Source organism: Mycobacterium arosiense ATCC BAA-1401 = DSM 45069 (assembly GCF_002086125.1).
In the GTDB taxonomy this organism is placed as follows: Bacteria; Actinomycetota; Actinomycetes; order Mycobacteriales; family Mycobacteriaceae; genus Mycobacterium; species Mycobacterium arosiense.
The window spans coordinates 17143-38953 of sequence record NZ_MVHG01000021.1; the positions used below are offsets into that span (position 1 = coordinate 17143).

Sequence of the window (21811 nt, forward strand, 5' to 3'; positions counted from 1 at the left end):
TCACGACCCCTGGTCGAAGCGGTAGGGCGCAACCAACGGATTGCCAGCGGTGTACGGGCTGGGGAGCTTGCCGATGGTGCGGCCCCATTGCATCTCCAACTCGGTCAGGTTTCCTTCCCAACGGCTTCCGGTGAATAAGCCCTCATCGAGGCGCCCGAGAGTGAGGTCGAAGATCACATCGGTGTTCAGGTAATCGCCGCGGACAAGCGTGTTTATCGTTTCTTTGGGCCACGGGAAAGTCGGCACGATGCTCAGCGAACGGGTCAGCGCAGGACCAGAATTGGCCAGCGATTCCAGCACGGGGGCAACAGCTTTGATCTCCTTAACCAAATTGTCTTTGGTGTGATAGACCGCGTCGGTGGTCAGGGCACTGAATTTTCCGAACGAGTCAGCGGCCTCCGCCAGGTTGTTACGTTCCGCGGCCAGGACCGCCAACGCGTCGGGGATGGTGCGAATCGCTTTGTCTACGACCGGCTTCTGCTCAGCGAACTGTCCGACCAGGTTGTTGAAACTGTCGGTTGCAGAGATGATGTCACCGGTCTGCGCGTTCAGGCGGCCGGTGAATTGGTCGATTTGCTCGATGAGACTGCGCAGGTCGTTTTCACGGCCGGCGAACGCAGTCGCGAATGCTGCAGTGATGTCCTGGACTTGCCCGATTCCGCCGCCGTTGAGCAACATCGACAACGCCGCCAACGTCTGGTCGGTGGTCGGGTATGCGCCGGCGTTGGCGAGCGGGATCACCGAGCCGTTGTGCAGTTTGCCCTGCGGCGCAACGTTGGTCGGGGATGCCAGCTCGACATGCAGTGACCCGAGCAGGCTGGTTTGCCCGACCTTGGCTGTGGCGTTGGCCGGCAGATCAACGTCGCCGTCAAGGCGCAATGTCACCAGCGCATGCCAGCCTTGCCGCTCGATCTTGGTGACCGTGCCGACATTGACGTCCCCGACGCGGACACGGGAGTTTTGCTCCATATAGCCGACATCGGGGAGTTGGGCCTGCACCACGTACGACCCGGGCCCCCCACCCTGGGTGCCGGGCAGCGGTAGGGAGTTCAAACCACGCCATTGGCATCCGGTGGCGGCCGCCACCAGCGCGATCATTGCACCGAATACTCTGACACGGCGGTTGATCGGTATTCCTGGGGTCATGATCCACCTCCGCCGGGAACCATCATGCCGGACAGGCCGGCCGCAGGATTGGTCGCCACGGGGCCCGGCGCGGGCGGCGGCTCGCCTTTAGGCGGCGCGGGTTCAGGCGCCGCTGGTGCCGGCGGCGGAGGCACATGGTCGGGGCGCATCCAATCTTCGGTATAGGTGAGTTCGTTGGGACGCGCGGATTCTCCTACGAACAGGTTCTCCCCCAGCGGCATGAAGTTGTATTGGCGGTTCTTGATGATGGGAGCGAGGTATTGGACGCAGAGTTTGGCAGACTGCTCGGCCCCCAATCGTGAGGCCGCTTGGACGGCGCCACAGAGGAACGAGATCGGATCTGCGAGGTTGTTGACCGCCAGAATTCCCGTGAGCGCGGCTTGCGACGGTTGATAGACGTTGGCGAAGTTCTGTGCAGCGTTGGGAAAAACGTGCAGTGCCTGCTTGATGTCATCGAGATTGTCGTGGACCGCACTTGAGATGGACGCCAGCTTGTCGGTAGTGACACCCAACGTCTCTTTGTTGTCAGCGATGAATTGCGTCGCTTGTCCCACAACGGTATTGAGGTCGTTGATCGCAGCGCCCACTGCGCCCGGGTCTGCGTCCAGCGACCCCGTCACCGACGCGAGATTGCGATTGAGTTGGGCGAGCAATGTGGAGCTGTCCTGCAGCGCTGACACGACAAGCGAGAGATTCCTGATGGTGGAGAAGGTATCGGCGCTGTGATCGCCCAGCGCTGAGAACGCTTGTGCCATCTTGACGATGGTGCCGTGAATATTGACGCCTTGCCCGCGCAAGTTGTTGGCGGCCGTATCGACGAACGCACCCAAGGTACTGACCCCGCCCGGTTCGGTGGGCTGCAACGCGGCGGTGAGCTTGCCGAGTTGCTGACGAAGGTCATCCCATTCGAGTGGTACCGCAGTGCGCGACTCCGGAATAACGGCCCCGTTGGCCATCACAGCTCCGCCGGTATAGGCGGGGGTGAGTTGAATCGCGCGCGAGGTGACCAGTTGAGGTGACACGATGGCGGCTTTGGCGTCAGCCGGCACTTTGTATTTGCCGTCGACCCAAAAAGTGATCTTCACCCGTTCGGCTTGAGGTTCGATGGACTCGATCGCACCTACAGGTACGCCGAGGATGCGGACTTCGTCGTGGGCGAACAGGCCGTTACTGTTATCGAAATAGCCGACAATGTGAGTCCGACCGAGTCGGGCAACCGTGCGTACGGCGACCACTGCGCCGCCGATCAACAGCAGCGCCGCGACCGCCGCCACGCCGATTCGTACGTATGGTGACCGCATCAACGACCTCCGCCGTCTGAGGGGGTGTCGGGCTGCCCGGGTTCGCCAGGTGCGGGGTGATAGATCCGCGTGGGCGTTGGGTCGGTGACCTGCTGACCCGGTACTTGCGCGGGGGGTCCGGGAGGTGCGCCGCCCGGCGGGGGCGCCGGTTGCGGCTCCCGGTACGGGTAGCAGCCGGGTCCGGGCAACGCGATACCTGGAACGCCGCACTGGTGGTCGTCGGGATTACCGGTGATCGCATCGGGCAGTTTGAGATTCGGAGGTCCGCCCTGGCCGGTCCGCGGGTACGGCATCGGCAATGGTGGGGTTCCGGGCTGACCGGTCTGCGGGTCGGTGCGTTGGGACGGTGACAGGGTGTGCGGGTCGAGGCCGAGATCGGAGAACGCCGCGTCGACAAACGGCTGAACCCATTGTCCCGGCAGGCTGGCGAGGTAGGCCTTGAAGAACGGGCCCGATCCCACGGTCTCGCCGAGCGCCATTGCGTATTGGTTCAGATACTTGATCGCCTCGGTCAAGCGTTCTCTGCGGTTGTCCACAATCGTCAAGACCCCGTTGAGTTTCTCCAGGGCCGGCCGCAATTGCGTTTGGTTATCGTTGATAAACTCAGACAACTGCTTGGCGAACGCCGAGAGACTGCGTGAAATCTGTTGCAGCGCCGAGCTTTGGGTTCGAAGCTGAGCCAGCAGCGCATTGCTGTTCGCAATGAGGCCAGAGATTTCGTCGGCGCGCTGTGACAGCACTGTCGTGGCTTTGTTGGCGTTGTCCAACAATCTCCGCAGTTGAGCGTCCCGTGCATCCAGGGTTTGGGAGAACCGCGCCACCCCCTGCACGGCCGTCTTGAGCTCCGGCGGGGTGTTCTCGAAGGTGTGAGCCAACGTTGACAGCGCATCGGAGACTGCGTTGGTGTTGAGTCCGCTGATGGTTGCCGAGAGGTCACCGAGAGCATCGGGTAGCTGGTAGGGCGCCCGAGTGCGTTCCAGCGGGATGGTCGACGTCAGTCTGCCGTCGCCTCGTGGTGTGATCTCGAGAACCTTGGCGCCCAGCAAGCTCTTGGTCCTGATATTCGCCTCGGTCTGGGTGCCAAGATGTATACCGCTTTCGACGTCGAATCGGACGAGGACCCGAGGCCCGTCGAGGTCGACCGCCGATACGTGCCCGACTCGGTATCCGGCCACTTGCACGGCGGCGCCGGATCGCAGGCCGCCGGCTTCGGCGAAGTACGCCGAGTAGTGCCTGTCGGTGTTGAAGAACGGGATCTTGTCGTACTGAAGTGCGACCAGGGCAATGGCGGCTGTGAGTGTAATGCCAACGGCGCCGAGGACGAATGGCTTACGTTCGGAGAAGGATCTCATTTCGGCGCGCACCGCCCGGTGTCTTGGCCGGCGACTTTGACGTAGACCGGCTGGCCGCCCTTGCCGTTCAGTTTCAGGAACAGATTGCACAGATACTCGGGGATGAAGTCTCCGTGGCTTCCCAAGCGCGCGAGCGTTTTGTAAGAGTCGGGCAGAGTGTTGAGCAGATCGTCAAAGTAATCTTTGTCGGCCATGACGATTGATGCGGCGCGATCCGTTTGTGCAACTGTGTCTTTGAACGCGGGTCGCGCCTGAGACAGCAGGTCGGCGATGGTGGCAGAAGACGAGTTGGTGTAGGCGACCGCGTTGCTGATGTCGGTCTTGTGTTCGGCGAGGGCTTTAACGAGTTCCGAAAGCGAGTCGACGGCTTTGCCGAATTGCTTGCTTTGATCGCCGAAGGAGCCCAGGACCGCATCGAGATTGGTGATCACCTGGCCGATGAGTTCGTCCCGGTCGGCCAGTGTGCTGGTGACCGCTGCCGCCTGGGCCAGGAATGATCCGATGGTCGCACCTTCGTCCTGTAACGCCGAGATCAGCTGGCCTGACAGGGCATTCACCTGCTCAGGGTTGAGTGCACGGAACAGCGGCCGGAATCCACCCAGCAAGGCGTCGAGATCCAATGCGGGCTCGGTTCGGGAGAGCCCGATAGTCCCGCCGGGCTGCATCCGCTTGAGTCCGCCTACGCCCTCCACCAGTGCCAGATACCGATCGCCGATGGGGTTCTTCCACCGGATTGCCGCCTTGGTGCCTTCGGTAAGCACGACTGAAGGGTCGGTGGAGAACTCGACGACCGCGAAGTTCTTCGGGCTGATCGAGATCTTCTTCACCTGACCGACTTCGACGCCACCGATGCGGACGAAATCACCGATAGCCAACCCACTTACGTCGGTGAACTCAGCTCTGTAGCGTTGGTCGTTTTCAAACCGAAGTTGCCCGAAGACCGCTAGCAGTCCGAAAGCGGCAACCACGCACACCACGACGAAGATGGCGAAGCTGATCGCAGCGCGTCGCAGGTTCGTGGTCACGGCTCAACTCCTTCGCTGTGATTGCTGGTCATGGTGTCGGGGCGGGGGGCGGAGCAGGAGGGACGCCCGGGTAGAGCGGCGTTCCGTCGGGGCTGTACTGGGGCGCCCCGTAGGGCGGAGCGCCGGGGTAGGCAGGCAAGGGCCCTGGTGCCGGCCCCCCGGGATAGCGGATCCGGGGTGGTTCTGGCTGTCCCTTGGTGACGGGGTAGTAGTTCGCCCAACCGGGGAACCCGATACCGGGGTTGGGGCGCAGGTCGAGCCCTGTCCCCCATCCGGTGTTGGTGACCTCGTAGCGGACCGGGAAGTTCTTGGCCACATCAGGTAGTGAGCCGCAGCCGGGTTCGCCGCCGGGTCCGCCCTTGGCGGCCACAATCGGCAGATTGCTATCGGCCTTGTACGGCTCGTCGCCGAATAGCAGGCCGACGTCCTGCACCGCGCCGCGGCCGTTGGCTCCGAGGTTTTCGTAGCCGCCATGGTCGAGAAGGAATTTCGCGCCCTGGATGGTGCAGGTGTACTCGGGGTTGTATTTGAGCAGCAGGCTTGTCGTGGGCTCCAACGCGTTGATGCCGTCAACGAAGTTGTTCCGGTTGGGACCGAGCAGATCGATTCCGCTGTTCGCGAATCCAATTGTGTTCAGCAGCAGGGCATCTAGGTCCTTAGCGTGGCTGGTGACCGTTGCGCTGGTCGTGGTCGCCGCATTCATCGTCGCAAGAATGTCCTTCGCAGCGGCACCGTAAGCGTCACTGAATCCTTTGAAGGCGCCCCAATCTGCGGCCACGGTGTCCATGCGCGGATTGATCGCCATCAGTACCTGGTTAGCGTCGGTGGTGGCTTCGCCGATGCGGTCGCCTTGGCCTCGAACGCCGTCTGCCAGCGCGGTCAGCACAGCGTTCAGTTTGGAAACGTCGACTTGGCGCAGCAGTCCCACGAGGTTGTCGAAGACAGTGTTGACCTCGGTTCCGACGTTGCGCGAGTGCAGCACTGCCCCCGCGGCCAGTTTCTTCGCGCTGGGGTGGTCGGGGTAGATCAGTTCCACGTATTTGGCGCCGAAGGCTGTTGTGGCTTTGATTTCTGCCTGCACATTGGCCGGGATATGACCGACCTGGTTTGGGAAGATGTCGAGCCTGAGGCTCGTGTTCTGTTTGCCGCCGGTGATGCCCGCGACGCGGCCGACCTCCACGCCGCGCAGCTTGACCTTCGCGCCTGATTCCATCACCAGTCCGGATCGATCCGAGGTGAGCGTGACCGGAACGTATGTACGGAAGGTCCCGGCGAATGCCCCTGAGCAGATCAGTGTGAAGCCGGCGATGGCGATGAATAGGCCGAGGGTCCACCACAATGGGTGTATCCGCGTGTGTTTTGTATTGGGCTGCATGTGATTACCCGGAGAGGTGGAAGTTGCCGGTCTGGCCGTAAACGGCCAGGGAAACGAAAAGTACGACGAATACGGCCGATATCAGGGAGGTGCGTACGGCGCGCCCGACGGCTTCGCCGACGCCCGCGGGGCCGCCGGATGCATTGAACCCGTAGTAGGTATGGACCAGCATGATCACGACCGCCATGCCGACCGCCTGTGCGAACGACCAGATGATGTCGGTTGAGTTCAAGAAGGTATTGAAGTAGTGGTCGTAGACGCCGCTCGATTGTCCGTAGACGGCGGTGGTACCGAAGCGTGCGGCCCAGAAGGCGGTCAGCACTGCGATGCAATACAGGGGAATGACGACCACGACCCCGGCCACGACGCGATTTGACGCCAAGTACGCGATCGAGCGAATGCCCATTACTTCGAGAGCGTCGATCTCTTCGTTGATCCGCATAGCCCCCAGCTGGGCAGTGGCTCCGGCGCCGATCGTGGCGGCCAGCCCCACACCGGCGATCACCGGGGCGATCAAGCGAACGTTGAAGTAGGCGGATGCGAATCCCGTCAGCGCCTCTACGCCGACGTTGGCGAATTGGTTGTAGCCCTGCACCGCCACCAGCGCGCCGGTGGACAGAGTAAGGAAGCCGACGATGACCACGGTGCCACCGATGACGGCCAGTGCCCCTGTCCCAAGACTCATTTGGGCGATGAGGCGCAGCATCTCCAGTTTGTAGCGGGTGAATGCGTCTCGCACCGAAACCAGGGTCTGAAAGTAGAACTGCCCCTGAGCGCCGATGCGGGTCAAGCCATCAATCCAGCCGCGGCCAATGCGCCGAATCTGCGGGTAGGTCTTGCTTGGGAGGTTTGTAGTCACAACGTCGCCTTGATCGCGGCAGCAGAGGCGATGATGTTGATGGCAAACAGTGCCACGAACGTGTACACCACGGTCTCGTTGACGGCGTTGCCGACGCCGGCTGGGCCGCCACCGACCGAAATGCCCTTGTAGCAGGCGATCAGCCCGGCGGCAAGGCCGAACAGTGCGGCCTTGACGAACGAGATCACGACATCTGCGCCATGAGTGAGAACCGTCAGCGAACCGACGAACGATCCGGGCGTCACGTGCTGAACGAATACTGAAAAGGCGAAACTGCCGACCAGACCGACGAGAATCACGACCGACGACAACAGAGTCGCGACGATGGTGGCCGCGAGGACTCGTGGCACAACCAAAGACTGGATCGGGTTGATGCCCATCACCCGCAGAGCGTCAAGCTCTTCGCGTATGGTGCGTGCCCCCAAGTCGGCGCACATCGCAGTTGCGCCTGCACCCGAAACGACGAGAACTGTTACGACTGGGCCGATCTGGGTGACAGTCCCGTAAGCCGCCCCGGTACCCGAATAGTCAGCCGCGCCGAACTCGATCAACAAGATGTTGAAGGTGAAAACCAACAACACAGTGAACGGGATAGCCAGCATCAGCGTCGGTAGTAGCGATACCCGCGCGACGAACCATGATTGCAGTACCAGCTCGCGCCACGCGAAAGGTTTGCGCGGCATCAACATCAAGGTATCAATGGCCATCGCGAAAAAGCCGCCCACCGCACTGACCGGCTTGCTCGTTTGGGTCGACAGATTCGCGGTCCAGGTTTCGAAGAATGTCGGATGTGCAGGTTCGCGATGCGCGCCCCCTGACAAAGCCGTGGCGCTCTCCGCTTCACCGTTGAGCGGCTCGTCTAGCATTTCCGGCAAGGCGAAAGCGATATTCACGTCCCTGCATTCTGCGCTGTCTACATACTGCCCGGCGCCACACGTCGGGTCTGGGACCGCGGGCGCGACATGCGCATATCCAAAATCCGGGGCGTCGTCCGGCGCATCCCCGAAGCGACTACTCAAGACGCTCCCCTCCCGTCCATGTGTTTCTGCCGTTCCCCCGGCACCGAGGCAGCAGTCCAGGCTCGGTCGTGACGGCGGGCAGGCTTTCTGACGTCACGCCTCTCTGACGTCACGCCTCATCGTGGCGAGCCCCTTCGGTCCTATGTGACCCGCCTCACGGCGTGAACCTTAACTTCAGAGATACTCAACTGTCAACACCGTTTGACGTGCTAGTTCTGCGCAGCAATTTATTACGAATTATGCAAATCATCGGTGCAATGACAGGGCCTGTCGCGTCACTTTCGATGGCGATGATGGCGTCGTCGGGATCGACGAGGATCGGATGCCGAGAAGGGCCCCACTCGGCATGGTAAGCGGGGCCGTGGTCGGGTGCCGGCCGGGTTGACGCGATCCCGGTTTGGGGTGACCCGAGTCCAGCCGAACCCGCTCTGCCCGTCGTCACATGTGCGGACGTTACGACGACTCGGTTGGCAGACCGGCTTGGGCTCGGTGACGGCGACGACTACGCACCCTCCCAGGGCCCGGCTGTAAGCCTCACCCTATTTACTGTAGAACAGTAAATAACAACGTGGCCCGACGGCACGGCGGGCCACATCCACTTCCGCCCGATCGGCGCACCTAGCGCGACGCTGAATGCCTTGCCTAACAGAGGGAGTCAACGTGACCGAAAGTTCGTATGCCGTCGTCGTTGGCGGCGCGTCTGGAATTGGTGCCGCGACTGCTCGGATTCTCGCGGATCACGGGCACTCGGTGATCATTGGCGATCGCAACCTATCCGCCGCCGCTGCTGTGGTGGACGAACTTCGTGGCGGCGGACATGTGGCGGCGGAGGTCGACGTCACCGATGAGAGCAGCGTCGCAACATTCTTTGACGCCGCGACACAACGCACTGAACGGTTCGAGATCGCCGTCAGCTGTCCGGGCATCACCGCATTAGGATTAGTCACCGAGTTACCAGTGGCCAAATTCCGTCGGGTCGTTGATGTTTGCTTGACCGGAGCCTTCCTGGTCATTCAGCACGCGGGCCGGCACATCGCTGATGGTGGCGCAATCATCACGCTGAGCTCACTGAATGCCCGCCAACCCGCCATCGGGATGAGCGCCTATTGTTCCGCGAAGGCGGGCCTGTCAATGCTGACCCAGGTCGCCGCGCTGGAATTGGCGCCACGCGTGCGGGTCAATGCCATCGCCCCCGGTCTGGTGCACACGCCGCTGACCTCCGGCGCCCTCGGCGTCGACGGGGTGGAAAGTGAGTACGTCGAGAACATTCCGCTCGGCCGTGCCGGCACCCCCGAGGAAATCGCTGAGGCCGTGCTGTATCTCGCTCGGGCGCAATGGATCACCGGCGAGGTCCTCGACCTCAACGGCGGCGCGCACATGATGCGCTACCCCAACGTCCATGGCCATTTTGAGCGCTCAACCCAGCACGACGGCTAGACCCACCCGGGGCAGTCGTCGCCGACTCTCGTTCGAGCGGCGGCGGCCGTTTAGGCGTGCGCGCACTCGCGCCGCGTTTGTTACTCGTTGTATCAGCTCAGACGGAACCTAACTGTTTGCACGCCATGGTGTAATACCGCTAGAGTTAGTTGCAATTCTAGCAACGACAAGCAGTGAGGGTGGCTATGAGTCGCGCCGTATGTATCGCGGGGGTCGGCATGACTCCCTTCGCCAAGCCCGGCAAGAGTGCCGATTACCAGGACATGGGCGCACAAGCCGCGCGGTCGGCGCTCGCCGACGCCGGGATCGACTACGCCGAGGTTGCGCAGGCCTACGTCGGCTACGTCTACGGCGACTCGACCTCCGGACAGGCGACGCTGTATCACCTCGGGCTTTCCGGCATCCCGGTCGTCAACGTCAATAACAACTGCTCCACCGGATCGTCGGCGCTGTGGCTGGCTAGGCAGGCGGTGGCTTCGGGGGTCGCCGAGTGTGTGCTGGCCCTCGGCTTCGAGCAGATGCGTCCCGGCGCCCTGGCCGCGGTATGGGACGATCGGCCGAGTTCGACCGGAAAGTTCGAAGAGGTCGCACTGGGTCAGCCCGGAGCAGACCCGCAGGCGCCGATGGCCGCGCAACTGTTCGGCGGCGCGGGTGTGGCACACATGGAGCGCTTCGGCACGGAACCTGAGACCTTCGGCCGCATTTCAGTGAAGGCGCGGCAGCATGCCGCGCGCAATCCGCTCGCGGTGTTCCGCGACACCGTGACCCTGGAAGAGGTGATGTCCTCACCGAGGATCTGGGGTCCGCTCACCAGATTGCAGTGCTGCCCACCGACGTGCGGAGCGGCCGCCGCGATCGTCTGCAGCGACGAGTTCGCGGCCGCGCACGGGATCGATCAGGCCGTCCATATCCGGGCCCAGTCCCTTGTCACCGATCTGCCCGGCGCTTACAACGGCGAGGACATGCGTCGCGTTGTGGGTTACGACATGTCCGCGAAGGCTGCGGCCGACGTGTACGAGGCGGCAGGCGTTGGCCCCGAAGATATTCCGGTGGTGGAACTGCACGACTGCTTCACGACCAACGAGCTCATCACCTACGAAGCACTGGGGTTGACACCTGAGGGCACCGCCGAGAAGTTCATCCTCGACGGGGACAACACCTATGGCGGACGCGTGGTGACCAACCCGTCCGGCGGGCTGCTGTCCAAGGGACACCCGCTCGGTGCGACCGGGCTGGCCCAGTGCGCCGAACTGGTCTGGCAGTTGCGTGGCCAGGCCGGCGAACGCCAGGTTGAAGGCGCCCGATTGGCGCTGCAGCACAACCTCGGTCTCGGCGGAGCCTGTGTCGTCACCCTGTATGAACGGACGTTGCGATGAGCGCCGAATCCCTCAAGGGTTACCGGTGGCCGGAGAGCACCGTCGACGTCGAACGCGGCCGCGTTGCCATGTTTGCCAAGGCAATTGGCGAAACCGATCCGATCTACTTTGATGTCGAGGCTGCGCGCGGCGCTGGCCACCCCGATCTGCTCGCTCCACCGACCTTTTTGTTCGGGCTGGATCTGGAGCATTCCGACACGCTGGGCGTCTTGGAAGCCAATGGCGTCGATGTGTCCTCTGTGCTGCACGGTGAGCAACGCTTCACCTATCACCGAGATGTGCATGCCGGTGATCAGCTCGCGCTGGCCGCCGAGTTCACCGACTACTACTCGAAACGTAATGGCGCCCTAGAGTTCCTGGTACGCCGTTCACGGCTGTCATCGGGTGGCAAACTCGTTGCCGAGATGGAAAGCGTGTCCGTCATCCGAAATGGAGCACCCTCGTGACCACCGACACCGCCGAAATCCAGGCCGGCACGCAACTTCCTCCCTTGGTCGTCGCTCCAATCTCACGCACGACGCTGGCGTTGTTCGCCGGCGCCTCGGCTGACCACAACCCGATCCATGTCGACATCGATGCGGCCAAGGCGGCCGGTTTCGACGACGTGTTCGCCCACGGCATGCTGTCGATGGCATACCTGGGCCGGCTGGTCACCTCATGGGTTCCGCAGTGCCAACTGCGCGCGCTGAGCACCCGTTTCACCGCTATCACCCCGGTTCTCGCTCAACCGACGTGCACCGGAACCGTGGTCAGCGTCGACGAGGTGGACGGTGAGAAGCGCGCCACCGTCGAGGTGAAAGTCACGCTGGCCGACGGGACGGTGACGCTCAGCGGCGAAGCCGTCGTCGCCATCGCCTGACCGGCACATACAGCCGAGCGGCACTCAACCGGTTCGGGACGAGTGAACTAAAATTTATGGTTCACTCTTCCACAACCGAGCATCCGCCGAATGGCAGTAAAGGGAGGAAAGCCGACGTGGCGCAACCCGTTCGCCAGCACGCGCGGAGTTCGGTACGCAAACTGCAGTTGGCGCAGGCTGCCGCCCGTCTGTTCACCGACCGCGGCTACCACAACGTCAGCATGGACGACGTGGCCTCGGCGGTCGGCCTCACTGGACCTGCGCTCTACCGGCACTTCCGCAAGAAGCACGACATTCTGGCCCAGGTCATCTCCGAACAGCTCGCCGCCGTCGAGGCAGTCGCGGTACGGGCGGCGGAAGCCGACCTCGAGCCGGATAAGCGCTCGGCGATGTTCATATCCGAATTGGCCGATTTGGTGTTGGACCGCGAAGAAGTGCTGCTGTGGAAGCGCGAACGGCGACAGCTCTCCGAAGCCGAGCAGGACCAGTTCCGATTGCGGCTCAACGATGTTCTGCGGCGGACCGTGCAGGCCCTCGGCCTGGGCGACGGCGGCCAGCCGAGCAGCGAAGCGGAGTTACGGGCTTGGAGCGTATTGGCGCTCTACTCCAGCGTGGGGCCCGCGCGTAGGCGGCTCGACGATGCGGCGGCCAAGCGCATCCTGCAGGCGATGGCCGACGGCGTTCTGCAGTGCGAACTCGACGGAGCCGTCACCACATCCACTCCCCCGGTCGCGATGCAGCGCCGCCCACCGGGGCGGCGCGAACGCATCCTCAGCACCGCCACCCGGCTATTCCACGCCCAGAGCTATCACGCGGTCGGCATTGAAGAGATCGCGGCCGAGTCGGACACCGCCATCGCGACCTTCTACCAATACTTCAACGGCAAGGCCGAGTTACTGCAGGCGGTGCTCAACCGGGGCGCGGAGGGTTTGCACTACGTGACCAACCACCGGCTTTCGGCCGCGAGCACACCCCAAGAAGCGATCGACATCATCGGGTGCACCCTAATCGAGCTGGCTCTCGGCCCGCACCAACCGATTCTGGCCATCCTGGCCGCCGACCTTATCTATCTGCCGGAGAAGGCACAGGAAGCCATCCGGATGAGCGAGCGAGAATACATCGACGAGTGGGTCTCCGCCGTCGTCGCGATCCGCCCCGAAGTGTCGGTACCCCACGCTCGCTTGATCGCCCAGGCATCGATCGGGCTGATCACCGACATCACCCAAACTCAAAGTATGCGCAACCGTCCGGGCATCGCCAACGAACTGCACCGCCTGGTTGCCGCGGTGCTCGCCGCCTAGCCGGCCAGAGCTCGTCCGGACCTGGTCGCGAACTCCCAGCCGTCGGCGTCATCGAGCACCTCACTCTCACCTCCGACCTCAGCTTGAGACGTGGTGGGTACCGAATGTGCGCGCGTGATAGGTCAGCGGCGCAGCGCTGACGCTGTCTACCGAATGAACCTCCCCGATTAGCACAACGTGGTCAGCCGCCTCAACGGTCTGCGCGACTGCACACGCAAACCAGCCAGGAGCGCCAGCCAGCCGCGGGACCCCGTCGGTAAGTGACCAGTCGACGTCAGCGAATTTGTCGCGGCCCTTGCGCGCAAAGCGCGACGCCAGAACCGACTGCCCCTTTCCGAGAACATTCACACCGAAGGCACCGGTTTGGCGAATGATTCTTAACAGGTCGGAGTCCCTATCGAGGCTCACGAGCAACGAGGGCGGAGACATCGACAGCGAGGCAAACGCACTCACCGTGGTGCCGTGAGCCCGGTCATCGTCCATAGCAGTAATCACTGCCACCGGCGTACACACCAACGCCATGGCATTTCTGAACGCCTCTCCGAGCGCCTCGACCGGTGCCACCGCCATGTCATGCCATCCTCACGTTCAATCGTCAGCCTACCGCCAGGGTGCATAATCACAATTAACATTTCTGTGCATCCTCGCAGCCTAAACACTGCAGTTCGAACCCGCTGCCATATCAGCTGCTCACAATGGGCTCAGAGGCCAGCACTTCCAGCACGAAATCACCGATTGTGGTGACGGCGCGCTGGGCGCGCGGCATGTATGAAGCAAACATCGTCCAGGCGTGACACACGCCGGAATAGACCGCCAGCCGCGACGGTGAGCCGCCGCGTTGCATGGCGTCATGAAGCATCTTCGCATCGTCGAGCAGCACTTCGCGGTCACTGGCCAGGATCAATGTCGGTGGTAACCGGTCAAGCCTGCCAAACACCGGGGATGCCAATGGATCTCGAGGATCATGCCCTTGCAGATAGGCGACGGCCAACGACTGCACCGAACGGCGGGAGATTGCCGCATCGGTGTCGGCGTGGGTGTCAAAGCTCTTCCCGGAGGCGGTGAAATCGGCCAGCGGCGACATCAACACCGCCCCGGCAGGCAACGGCGTCGCATGGTCGCGGGCGCGGATCAGCGACGCCACGGTGAGGCCGCCACCCGCGGAGTCCCCGGCGAGCATCCAGCGGCCACCGAAAGTTTGGGCAGCCCAGCCCATTACCGCCTCGGCATCCTGGACCGCAGCCGGGAATGGGGACTCGGGCGCAAGCCGGTAGTCGGGTACCACGACAGGGTGCCCGCTTGCGGCCGAGACGGCAGCGGCCACGCCGCGGTAACCTTTCGCCGACCCCATAACGTATCCGCCGCCATGCAGCCAAATGACCGCGGCGCTCTCGTCCACCGTCCCGACGGCGACGCGAAGCGCAGGGACACCGCCGGCGGATAGCTCCGCGATGGCAACACCCTCGGGCAGGCCCTGCGAGATCATCATCGCGTCGAGGTTCTCCCGCATCGCCGGCAGCGGGCGGCGCCCATCACCGAAGACCCGACGGAGGTCGCGGTCGGCACGTTGTAGTGCCTCGGAGTCGGCCTTCGACCAGTCCGCATCGGTCACTGACGGCGCCATCTCGACCCCTCACGCTTTCTCATATCACTCGACGTACGGAGAATTGTGACTAACTATATCCGAATTCTAACTAGTCAACCCGGTATTGACCGGCCACATTGATGAAGTTAGCCTTCACATGCGAGCTCTCGCACCTGGCGATGGCGCCGGGGGCAGAACAGACGAGGAGCGACATGCCCAAACTCTCCGACAAGATCGCTCTGGTCACCGGTGCCACCACGTTGGATCCCGGTGGACTGAACATCGGTGGTGCCGCGGCCACTGAACTGGTAGCCGAGGGCGCCCGCGTGGTGTTAGCCGACATCAACATCGAGGGCGCTTCCGCTCTCGCCGAGCAATTGAACGAGAAATACGGCCCGAACATCGCGATCGCAGTCCACACCGATCTTCGGGACGAGACGGCGATCCGGCGGTTAGTGGCCACCACGGTGTCCACCTATGGCGGTTTGAATGTGCTGTTGAACATTGCGGGTGTGTTCCCCGCCGGGGACGGTGACGTCGCCACCATGCCTATCGAGGTATGGGACGACGTGATGGCTGTCAACGTCCGCAGCGCGATGCTGACCACCAAGCATGCGCTGCCGCATCTTCGTAATGGCGGCGGGTCGATCGTGAACACCGCGTCGACGCACGCCTTCGCCGGCGACACCAGCCTCACCGGATACGGCGCCACCAAGGCCGCGTTGCTGGCGCTGACCGCATACACCGCGACCCAGTACGGGCGAGAAGGCGTGCGGTGCAACGCAATCTGCCCCGGAACCACCACCACTCCGCCGGCGCAACAGCTGCCCAAGGCGATCACCGACATCTACCGTCGCCATACCCTCGCGCCGGATCTCAACGCACCCGGTGACCTGGCCAAGGTGTATGCGTTCCTGGCCTCCGACGATTCCCGAGGCATCAACGGTGAATCCATCCGAGTCGACGGCGGCCTGCTCGCCCATCAGCCCTTTGTGCCGGACATGAACTCGCTGGGCGCTTCGACCGCCACGTCCCAGTAGGACTGGTCACTCGCCTTCCCCGCGACGGGCGGCGCCAAATCGTATGCCGCGCCAGCTAAGCTGGCCCACTCAGCTGATGCGCCATCCCTGCCTGACCGCGGCAGAATCGCTCAAGCCGGGCCTCCGTACACGCCGCCACCAGCACAGTGCCCTCGTCCAGGCTGTTCTTCGGCCACACCCCGACCTGCGTGTCGCGCAGCCCGACATGATCTTGAAATAGGCGGGGGGTAGTAGCACAAGTTCACCAGCTCGACCCCACTCATGGCCCGAGTGGGATGAATGACCACTGTTTGGGCGACGGCCGCGCAGAACGCGGCCGCCTCGGCCGCTGCCCAAGCGGTCCGACCGCCCGAGCCGATATCGGCGTCCAGATTTGCGATCCCCACCACAACTCGGCCCCGAGGCGACAATCCGCCCTCGCCCTAGAATCGTCATTTACCTTTCGCTGGACATCGCGTGGGCGAACCCTTCCGGGAGAAGGCGGTATAGCACACTCGTGCTAACTTATTTTCGCAGTACTGATAGATATTATTGGTATACAGCAACCACGCATGACTCAGCATCGCGAGCGTTTCACAGCGGCTTACTTGACGCCCGAAGTTGTCTATGTGATGCTATCGCCAGTCACTGCTGTGATTGACATCATGCGCATCAGACCAAGTGATGCGAACTTTCGAGGAGGCCCAGAGTGACGACCGGCGAGGACATTTCGGCTGTCGGTTCCGGCGCTTCGGGCGCGCATTCCCAAGAGGCGCCCGTGTTTCCGTTCAAGCGGACCTGCCCGTTCGAACCCGCGGCCGGATACGCCGAGGGTGACGGCATCCGCAGGGTGACGTTCAAGAACGTGCCGGCCTGGCTGGTCACCGAGCACCGGGACGTCAAATCCGTCCTGGCCGACCGGCGGTCGAGTGTGCAGAACATTCCCGATCCCTCGCGGGGCGATTCCGGCAGTGAGGCGCTCCCCGGATTCTTCGTCGCGATGGACCCGCCGGAACAGACCAGGCTTCGCAAGATGCTCTCGCGCGAATTCACCCCACGTCGCATGGAAGCCATGCGGCCCATCGTGGAACGCATCGCCAACAAATTGATTGACGAGATGCTCGCCCAGTCCGGACCGGCTGATCTGGTTGACGCCATCGCGCTGCCGCTGCCATCGCTAGTGATCTGTGAATTGCTGGGCGTCCCCTACGACAAGCACGACTGGTTCCAGGTCGAGACCCGCAAGGTGCTGGACTCCGATGCCACCCCCGAAGAAGTCGGCGGGGCTATCGCGGCGGTCATGCAGTACCTTGGCGAGCTCACCGCTTCCAAAATGGAAAATCCCGGCGACGACCTAATCAGCCTGCTGCTCAACCACGTTCGCGGCGGCGATCTGACGGTCACCGAGGTGGCCGGTATGGCCACCTTGCTGCTGATGGCCGGCCACGAGACGACGGGCAACATGATTTCGCTGGGTGTGTTCGCACTGCTGGAGCACCCCGACCAGCTCGAGCAGTTGAGGCAAGATCCATCGTTGCTGCCCGGGGCGGTCGAGGAGCTGCTGCGCTACCTCGACATCATCGGCAATCTGCCCCGCACGCTGACCGCCGACATGGAGATCGGCGGCCAGACCCTAGCCGAAGGTGACCTCGTCATGGTGGCCACGGATGCCGCGAACCGGGACGAAGCCGTATTCAACGAGGCCAACGCGCTCGATATCCGTCGGGATGCCCGGGGACACATCGCATTTGGTTATGGTATCCACACCTGCCTGGGAGCCCCGCTGGCGCGTGTCGAGCTGCAGGTGGTCATCGGCCTGCTGCTGGAGCGCGTCCCGAACCTCAAGGTCGCCGTTCCCGCGGAGGAGATCGAAGTCAAGAGCGACGCCAAGATCTTCGGACTCAAATCGCTGCCCCTCACCTGGTGAGGCGATAGGCCCAGGGATCAGTCGTGACCGTGCCGAATACAGATTGCCCGACCCGACCTAGCACCGTTCGGCTGGTGATGCGGGAATACGAAGCCGATGTCGTGGTGGCGCACAAGAGTGTCGTCGCCGACGGCGTCGTCACATTGCAACTCCGGGAAGTCGGCGGCCATCCCCTCCCCGAGTGGGAGCCCGGCGCACATATCGACCTCATCATGCCCGCGGGGTTGGTACGCAAGTATTCATTGTGTGGCGACCCTACCGACTCACATACCTGGCGTATCGGGGTGCTGCGCGAATCTGACGAGCGGTCACGCGGCGGATCGATCTGCGTGCACGACAACGTCGAGCAGGGCAGCAAGTTACGAATCCGCGGACCCCGCAACCATTTCCCGCTCAAGCCGGCATCCAACTACATATTTGTCGCCGGGGGTATCGGCATCACCCCGATCAGGGCGATGGTCGCTCAAGCCGAGGCGTCGCGCGCCAACTGGCGTCTGATCTACGGCGGACGCAGTATCGGCTCGATGGCCTTCCTCGACGAGCTCTCCGCCTACGGCGACCGGGTCGACGTGTGGCCCCAAGATCAACGCGGCCTGATCGATCTCGCGAGCACCATCGGTCAGCCCCAGCCGGACACGCTGGTCTACTGCTGCGGCCCGCAGCCACTCCTGACGGCCGTCGAAGAGCTGTGCGCCGGTTGGCCGACCGGCAGCCTAAACGTCGAACGGTTCAGCGCAGGCTCCGATCCCGGCCAGAACTTCGTGAACAGGCCGATCGAAGTCGAGTTGGCCCAGCAAGGTCTGACGCTGACGGTCCCCGAGGACCAGACCGTGCTCGAGGCCATCGAGGCCCAGGGCATCGCGGTGCTGTCATCGTGTCGGGCCGGTATGTGTGGCACCTGCGAAACACCGGTGCTCAGCGGTATTCCCGAACACCGCGACGACATCCTCACCTACGAGGAACAGGAACGCAACGACTGCATGATGATCTGCGTTTCCCGCTGCCGCGGAGACAGGCTGGTCCTCGACATCTGACCCCACCGATGTCGTGGACGCCCGGCGGGGCCCTCACCGAGGGCCCCGCCGGTGCCGCTTCTGCGGTCAACTCACCTGCCTGGAAAGAATCTGCCCTTACTATCTTGATGTAATCCCCAGCAATTCCGGCGTTTGACCAACATAGTTGGTGAAGTTACGATTCACATTGTGTTGGGGATCGTCGACCGCACGGTCGCCCCCAGCCCAGAAAGGGATCGGCACATGCGAATCGGCACCGTCCTAGACTTCGGAAGACCGATGTCCGTCGTGGGTGACGAGATCGCCGCATGGGAGCAAGCAGGACTTTCATCGGTCACCCTCGGAGAGGCTTACTCTTTCGACGCCGCAACGCAGCTCGCCTACCTCGCGGCACGGACCACCTCGGTCGAACTGGCAACCGGCGTCCTGCCTTTGGACACCCGCACCCCCACACTCATTGCCACCACCGCAGCCGGACTCGACTACGTCTCAGCCGGCCGGGCCCGGCTCGGACTCGGTCCTTCCGGTCCGCAGGTGGTCGAAGGCTTCCACGGCATTCCCTTCGCCGATATCCTCGGCAAGGCCCGCGAGACAATCGAGATCTGCCAATCGGTGTGGCGCCGCGAAACGCTCAAGCACGACGGCAAGCATTACCGGATCCCGCTGGACCCCAGTCACGGAACCGGACTGGGAAAACCGTTGAAGCTGATCAATCGGCCAGTGCGCGAACGTATTCCGGTATCGATCGCCTCTCTCGGACCGCGCATGGTGGAGTTGACCGCCGAGGTGGCCGACGGCTGGGAGCCGATCTTCTTCTATCCCGAGAAGCTGCAGGAGGTCTGGGGTCCGGCACTGTCGAAAGGCAACGCCAAGCGACACGCGGATCTTGGACCGCTGGAGATCATCGTGCGCACACCCCTGGCGGTCACCGAGGATGATCCCAACCCCTGGATCAACGCTGCCAAAGCTCAACTGGCCCTGTACATCGGTGGAATGGGCTCGCGCGAGCAGAACTTCTACAACCGACTGGTCAGCGCCTACGGATTCCTCGAGGAGGCCGCAGTCATCCAGGACCACTTCCTCGCCGGCCGGGCCGCCGAAGCCACCGCCGCCGTACCGGACGAGTTGGTCCGCGCCACCACGCTGATCGGCGATGCCGACCACATCCGTCAACGCCTCGCTGTGCTGCGCGATGCCGGTGTGACGTTAGTCAACGTCACACCGCTTTCAACGGACCCCACCGAACGTCTCGACGCCGTGAGAATGGTTGTCGCACTGAGCAAGGAGCTATCGTGAGCCAAGTCCTCGAACCCAGCGTCGTCATCGACGCCGACGAGCTGCGAGAGGCACTGGCAGAAGCCAACACGCCGTGCCTGATCGCCGTGCTCTACCAGCTGACAGGTGATCCCCGCTGGCTCGATGAGCCCTATCGGATCGCCCCTACCCGCGGCTTCGAAGATCTCGACGACGGCGGGCTGCCCGCCGAACGCGTCACCGAAATCCGGGAGGCCGCGCACACCGCGATCATGGACTGGTCTGCCGGAGCCCCGATCGCCCACCCCGTCCCCTCCGTGGATGAGCTGGTCAAACTGATGACAGCTGTGATGGGCGAGCCGATCTCGGAGAAGTACGCTCCGCTGGCCGCCGAGCAGTTGGGGTTCGCCCCGTTCGTCGCTCCCGATGTCTCTGATCGCTGCGCACAAACCGGCTTCTCGGTCATCGTCGTGGGGGCCGGCTTCTCCGGCCTGGCCGCTGCGGTTCACCTGAAGCGGGCTGGAATCCCGTTCCGGGTGCTCGAACGTAACGATCACGTGGGCGGAACCTGGTACGAGGCAGGCTATCCCGGTGCCCGCGTGGACGTTCCGTCCAACCTCTACTCGTACTCGTTCTTCCACCACGACTGGAGTGAGAACTTCGCCCAGCGCGACGAGATCACGCAGTACATCGACAACGTCGTCGAGCACTTCGAGCTGGCACCCCACATCGAGACCGGAATGAGTGTCGACGGCGCGGAATGGGATGCGCAGTCCGGTGAGTGGGTGGTGACCGCCACCTCTGGCGGCAGCACCCAAACCCTGCGCACTTCAGCGCTGATCACCGCGGCCGGGCTACACAACACCCCGAACATCCCGCAGTTCCAAGGTCTTTCCGAATTCACCGGCCAGGTGGTCCACTCGGCGCGCTGGACACCGGACGCCGATTACCGCGGCAAGAAAGTGGCGGTCGTCGGCGCCGGCGCCAGTGCCATGCAGGTGGTCTGCAAGATCGCCGATGACGTCGAGCACATGGTTGTCGTCCAGCCGGAACCACACTGGATCACACCGAACGAGCAGTACTTCGAGAAGCAGCCGGCAAGTCGGCATTGGCTGTTCCGCCATGTTCCGTTCTACCGGGCCTGGTTCCGGTTCCGGCTCTACTGGATCTACACCGAGCGCCACTATCCGGCGCTGCGGGTGGATCCGAAGGCCGCCGAGAAACGCAAGCTGATCAGCTCGCTCAACGATGCCTTCCGGCGGGCCTTCACCGCCTATCTGCAGGCAGAGCTCGTTGGTCGCGACGACCTCATCGAGAAGTGCACCCCGAGTTATCCACCATTTGGCAAGCGTCTGCTGATGGACAATGGTTGGTTCGCCACACTCCGGCGCCCCAACGTAGAACTGGTCGGCGAGGGCATCGATCATCTGACCGAAAAGACGCTGGTGACCCAGTCCGGCGACGAGCACGAGATCGACATGCTGATCCTGTGCACCGGATTTCAGCAGCAACGCTATCTCTACCCGATGGAGCTGCGTGGGCGTGACGGTGTCGAACTGCGCGAGTCGTGGAGCGACGACAACGCCCGGGCCTACCTGGGCATCACCACTCCGGGTTTTCCCAATCTGTTCTTCCTCTACGGTCCCAACACCAATCCCCCGGGTGGCAGTTGGCTGACCATCGCCGAAGCGCAGGTCCGGTATGTCGTGGACATGCTGACCCGGATGGTTCAGGACGATATCGCCGCGGTGGAATGCCGACCGGAGCCGTTCGAGGACTACAACAGGGAGCTGGACGCCACTAACAACGCCATGGTGTACGCGATGGACGGTGTGGCGAACTACTACCGCAACAGCACCGGACGGGTTGTCACCAATTCCCCATGGGCCGTTCCCGTTTACTTCGCCAGGACGGCGAAACCTGACCTGGCGGATTACACCATTACCCGCCGCTGATCACCACT

19 protein-coding genes are annotated in these 21811 nt (G+C 63.1%); 10 read left to right on the forward strand and 9 right to left on the reverse strand.

The window, feature by feature from the left end; translation table 11 throughout:
* From BST14_RS11505 to BST14_RS11535, 7 genes are read right to left on the reverse strand one after another with little or no spacing between them, the layout of a single operon-like run.
* Window positions 1–1146, reverse strand: coding sequence for an MCE family protein (locus BST14_RS11505; protein ID WP_062896080.1), 1146 nt, complete (start codon window positions 1144–1146; stop codon window positions 1–3).
* Entirely contained in the window at window positions 1143–2447 is a 1305-nt protein-coding gene (locus BST14_RS11510; protein ID WP_083064627.1) for an MCE family protein, read from the reverse strand. Before BST14_RS11510 ends, BST14_RS11505 begins: the two co-directional genes overlap by 4 nt.
* Window positions 2447–3799 (reverse strand): MCE family protein, encoded by a 1353-nt coding sequence (locus tag BST14_RS11515; RefSeq protein ID WP_062896108.1) that lies wholly within the window; start codon window positions 3797–3799, stop codon window positions 2447–2449. The genes BST14_RS11510 and BST14_RS11515 overlap by 1 nt, the downstream gene beginning before the upstream one ends.
* Window positions 3796–4824 carry an MCE family protein gene (locus BST14_RS11520; RefSeq protein WP_062896082.1) on the reverse strand — a complete coding sequence of 343 codons (1029 nt, stop codon included), beginning with the start codon at window positions 4822–4824 and terminating at the stop codon, window positions 3796–3798. Before BST14_RS11520 ends, BST14_RS11515 begins: the two co-directional genes overlap by 4 nt.
* Before the next feature lie 28 nt (window positions 4825–4852).
* Entirely contained in the window at window positions 4853–6199 is a 1347-nt protein-coding gene (locus BST14_RS11525; RefSeq protein WP_062896083.1) for an MCE family protein, read from the reverse strand.
* 4 nt (window positions 6200–6203) lie between these two features.
* Window positions 6204–7022: an ABC transporter permease gene (locus BST14_RS11530; RefSeq protein ID WP_394328785.1), complete on the reverse strand. Its 819-nt coding sequence runs from the start codon at window positions 7020–7022 to the stop codon at window positions 6204–6206.
* A 32-nt stretch (window positions 7023–7054) separates the two neighbouring features.
* Complete coding sequence (locus BST14_RS11535) at window positions 7055–7765, reverse strand: MlaE family ABC transporter permease (RefSeq protein WP_062896109.1); 711 nt, start codon at window positions 7763–7765, stop codon at window positions 7055–7057.
* Window positions 7766–8737: 972 nt separating this feature from the next.
* Here BST14_RS11535 and BST14_RS11540 point away from each other — a divergent pair.
* The 5 genes from BST14_RS11540 (at window position 8738) to BST14_RS11560 (ending at window position 13050) form a co-directional block, all read left to right on the forward strand.
* Complete coding sequence (locus BST14_RS11540) at window positions 8738–9514, forward strand: SDR family NAD(P)-dependent oxidoreductase (RefSeq protein ID WP_062896085.1); 777 nt, start codon at window positions 8738–8740, stop codon at window positions 9512–9514.
* 185 nt (window positions 9515–9699) lie between these two features.
* On the forward strand, window positions 9700–10890 hold the full coding sequence (locus tag BST14_RS11545; protein ID WP_062896086.1) for a lipid-transfer protein: 1191 nt from the start codon (window positions 9700–9702) through the stop codon (window positions 10888–10890).
* A complete protein-coding gene (locus BST14_RS11550) occupies window positions 10887–11336 on the forward strand; it encodes a MaoC family dehydratase N-terminal domain-containing protein (RefSeq protein ID WP_062896087.1) in 450 nt (149 codons plus the stop codon). Before BST14_RS11545 ends, BST14_RS11550 begins: the two co-directional genes overlap by 4 nt.
* On the forward strand, window positions 11333–11749 hold the full coding sequence (locus tag BST14_RS11555; protein WP_062896088.1) for a MaoC/PaaZ C-terminal domain-containing protein: 417 nt from the start codon (window positions 11333–11335) through the stop codon (window positions 11747–11749). The genes BST14_RS11550 and BST14_RS11555 overlap by 4 nt, the downstream gene beginning before the upstream one ends.
* A gap of 116 nt (window positions 11750–11865) precedes the next feature.
* On the forward strand, window positions 11866–13050 hold the full coding sequence (locus tag BST14_RS11560; RefSeq protein ID WP_062896089.1) for a TetR/AcrR family transcriptional regulator: 1185 nt from the start codon (window positions 11866–11868) through the stop codon (window positions 13048–13050).
* A gap of 78 nt (window positions 13051–13128) precedes the next feature.
* Here the strand turns inward: BST14_RS11560 and BST14_RS11565 are convergent, their stop codons facing one another.
* Window positions 13129–13620, reverse strand: coding sequence for a flavin reductase family protein (locus tag BST14_RS11565; protein ID WP_062896091.1), 492 nt, complete (start codon window positions 13618–13620; stop codon window positions 13129–13131).
* Window positions 13621–13732: 112 nt separating this feature from the next.
* Entirely contained in the window at window positions 13733–14674 is a 942-nt protein-coding gene (locus BST14_RS11570) for an alpha/beta hydrolase (RefSeq protein ID WP_083064628.1), read from the reverse strand.
* 173 nt (window positions 14675–14847) lie between these two features.
* Here BST14_RS11570 and BST14_RS11575 point away from each other — a divergent pair, with 173 nt between their 5' ends.
* The 5 genes from BST14_RS11575 to BST14_RS11595 all read left to right on the forward strand — a co-directional run bounded on the left by BST14_RS11575 (window position 14848) and on the right by BST14_RS11595 (window position 21803).
* Window positions 14848–15675 carry an SDR family NAD(P)-dependent oxidoreductase gene (locus tag BST14_RS11575; protein WP_062896093.1) on the forward strand — a complete coding sequence of 276 codons (828 nt, stop codon included), beginning with the start codon at window positions 14848–14850 and terminating at the stop codon, window positions 15673–15675.
* A gap of 688 nt (window positions 15676–16363) precedes the next feature.
* On the forward strand, window positions 16364–17581 hold the full coding sequence (locus BST14_RS11580; RefSeq protein WP_062896094.1) for a cytochrome P450: 1218 nt from the start codon (window positions 16364–16366) through the stop codon (window positions 17579–17581).
* A gap of 77 nt (window positions 17582–17658) precedes the next feature.
* Window positions 17659–18615 carry a PDR/VanB family oxidoreductase gene (locus BST14_RS11585; protein ID WP_062896095.1) on the forward strand — a complete coding sequence of 319 codons (957 nt, stop codon included), beginning with the start codon at window positions 17659–17661 and terminating at the stop codon, window positions 18613–18615.
* 222 nt (window positions 18616–18837) lie between these two features.
* Window positions 18838–19890 carry an LLM class F420-dependent oxidoreductase gene (locus BST14_RS11590; protein ID WP_083064629.1) on the forward strand — a complete coding sequence of 351 codons (1053 nt, stop codon included), beginning with the start codon at window positions 18838–18840 and terminating at the stop codon, window positions 19888–19890.
* Window positions 19887–21803, forward strand: a complete 1917-nt coding sequence (locus BST14_RS11595; RefSeq protein WP_083064630.1) for a flavin-containing monooxygenase — start codon at window positions 19887–19889, stop codon at window positions 21801–21803. Before BST14_RS11590 ends, BST14_RS11595 begins: the two co-directional genes overlap by 4 nt.
* Window positions 21804–21811: the final 8 nt, after the last annotated feature.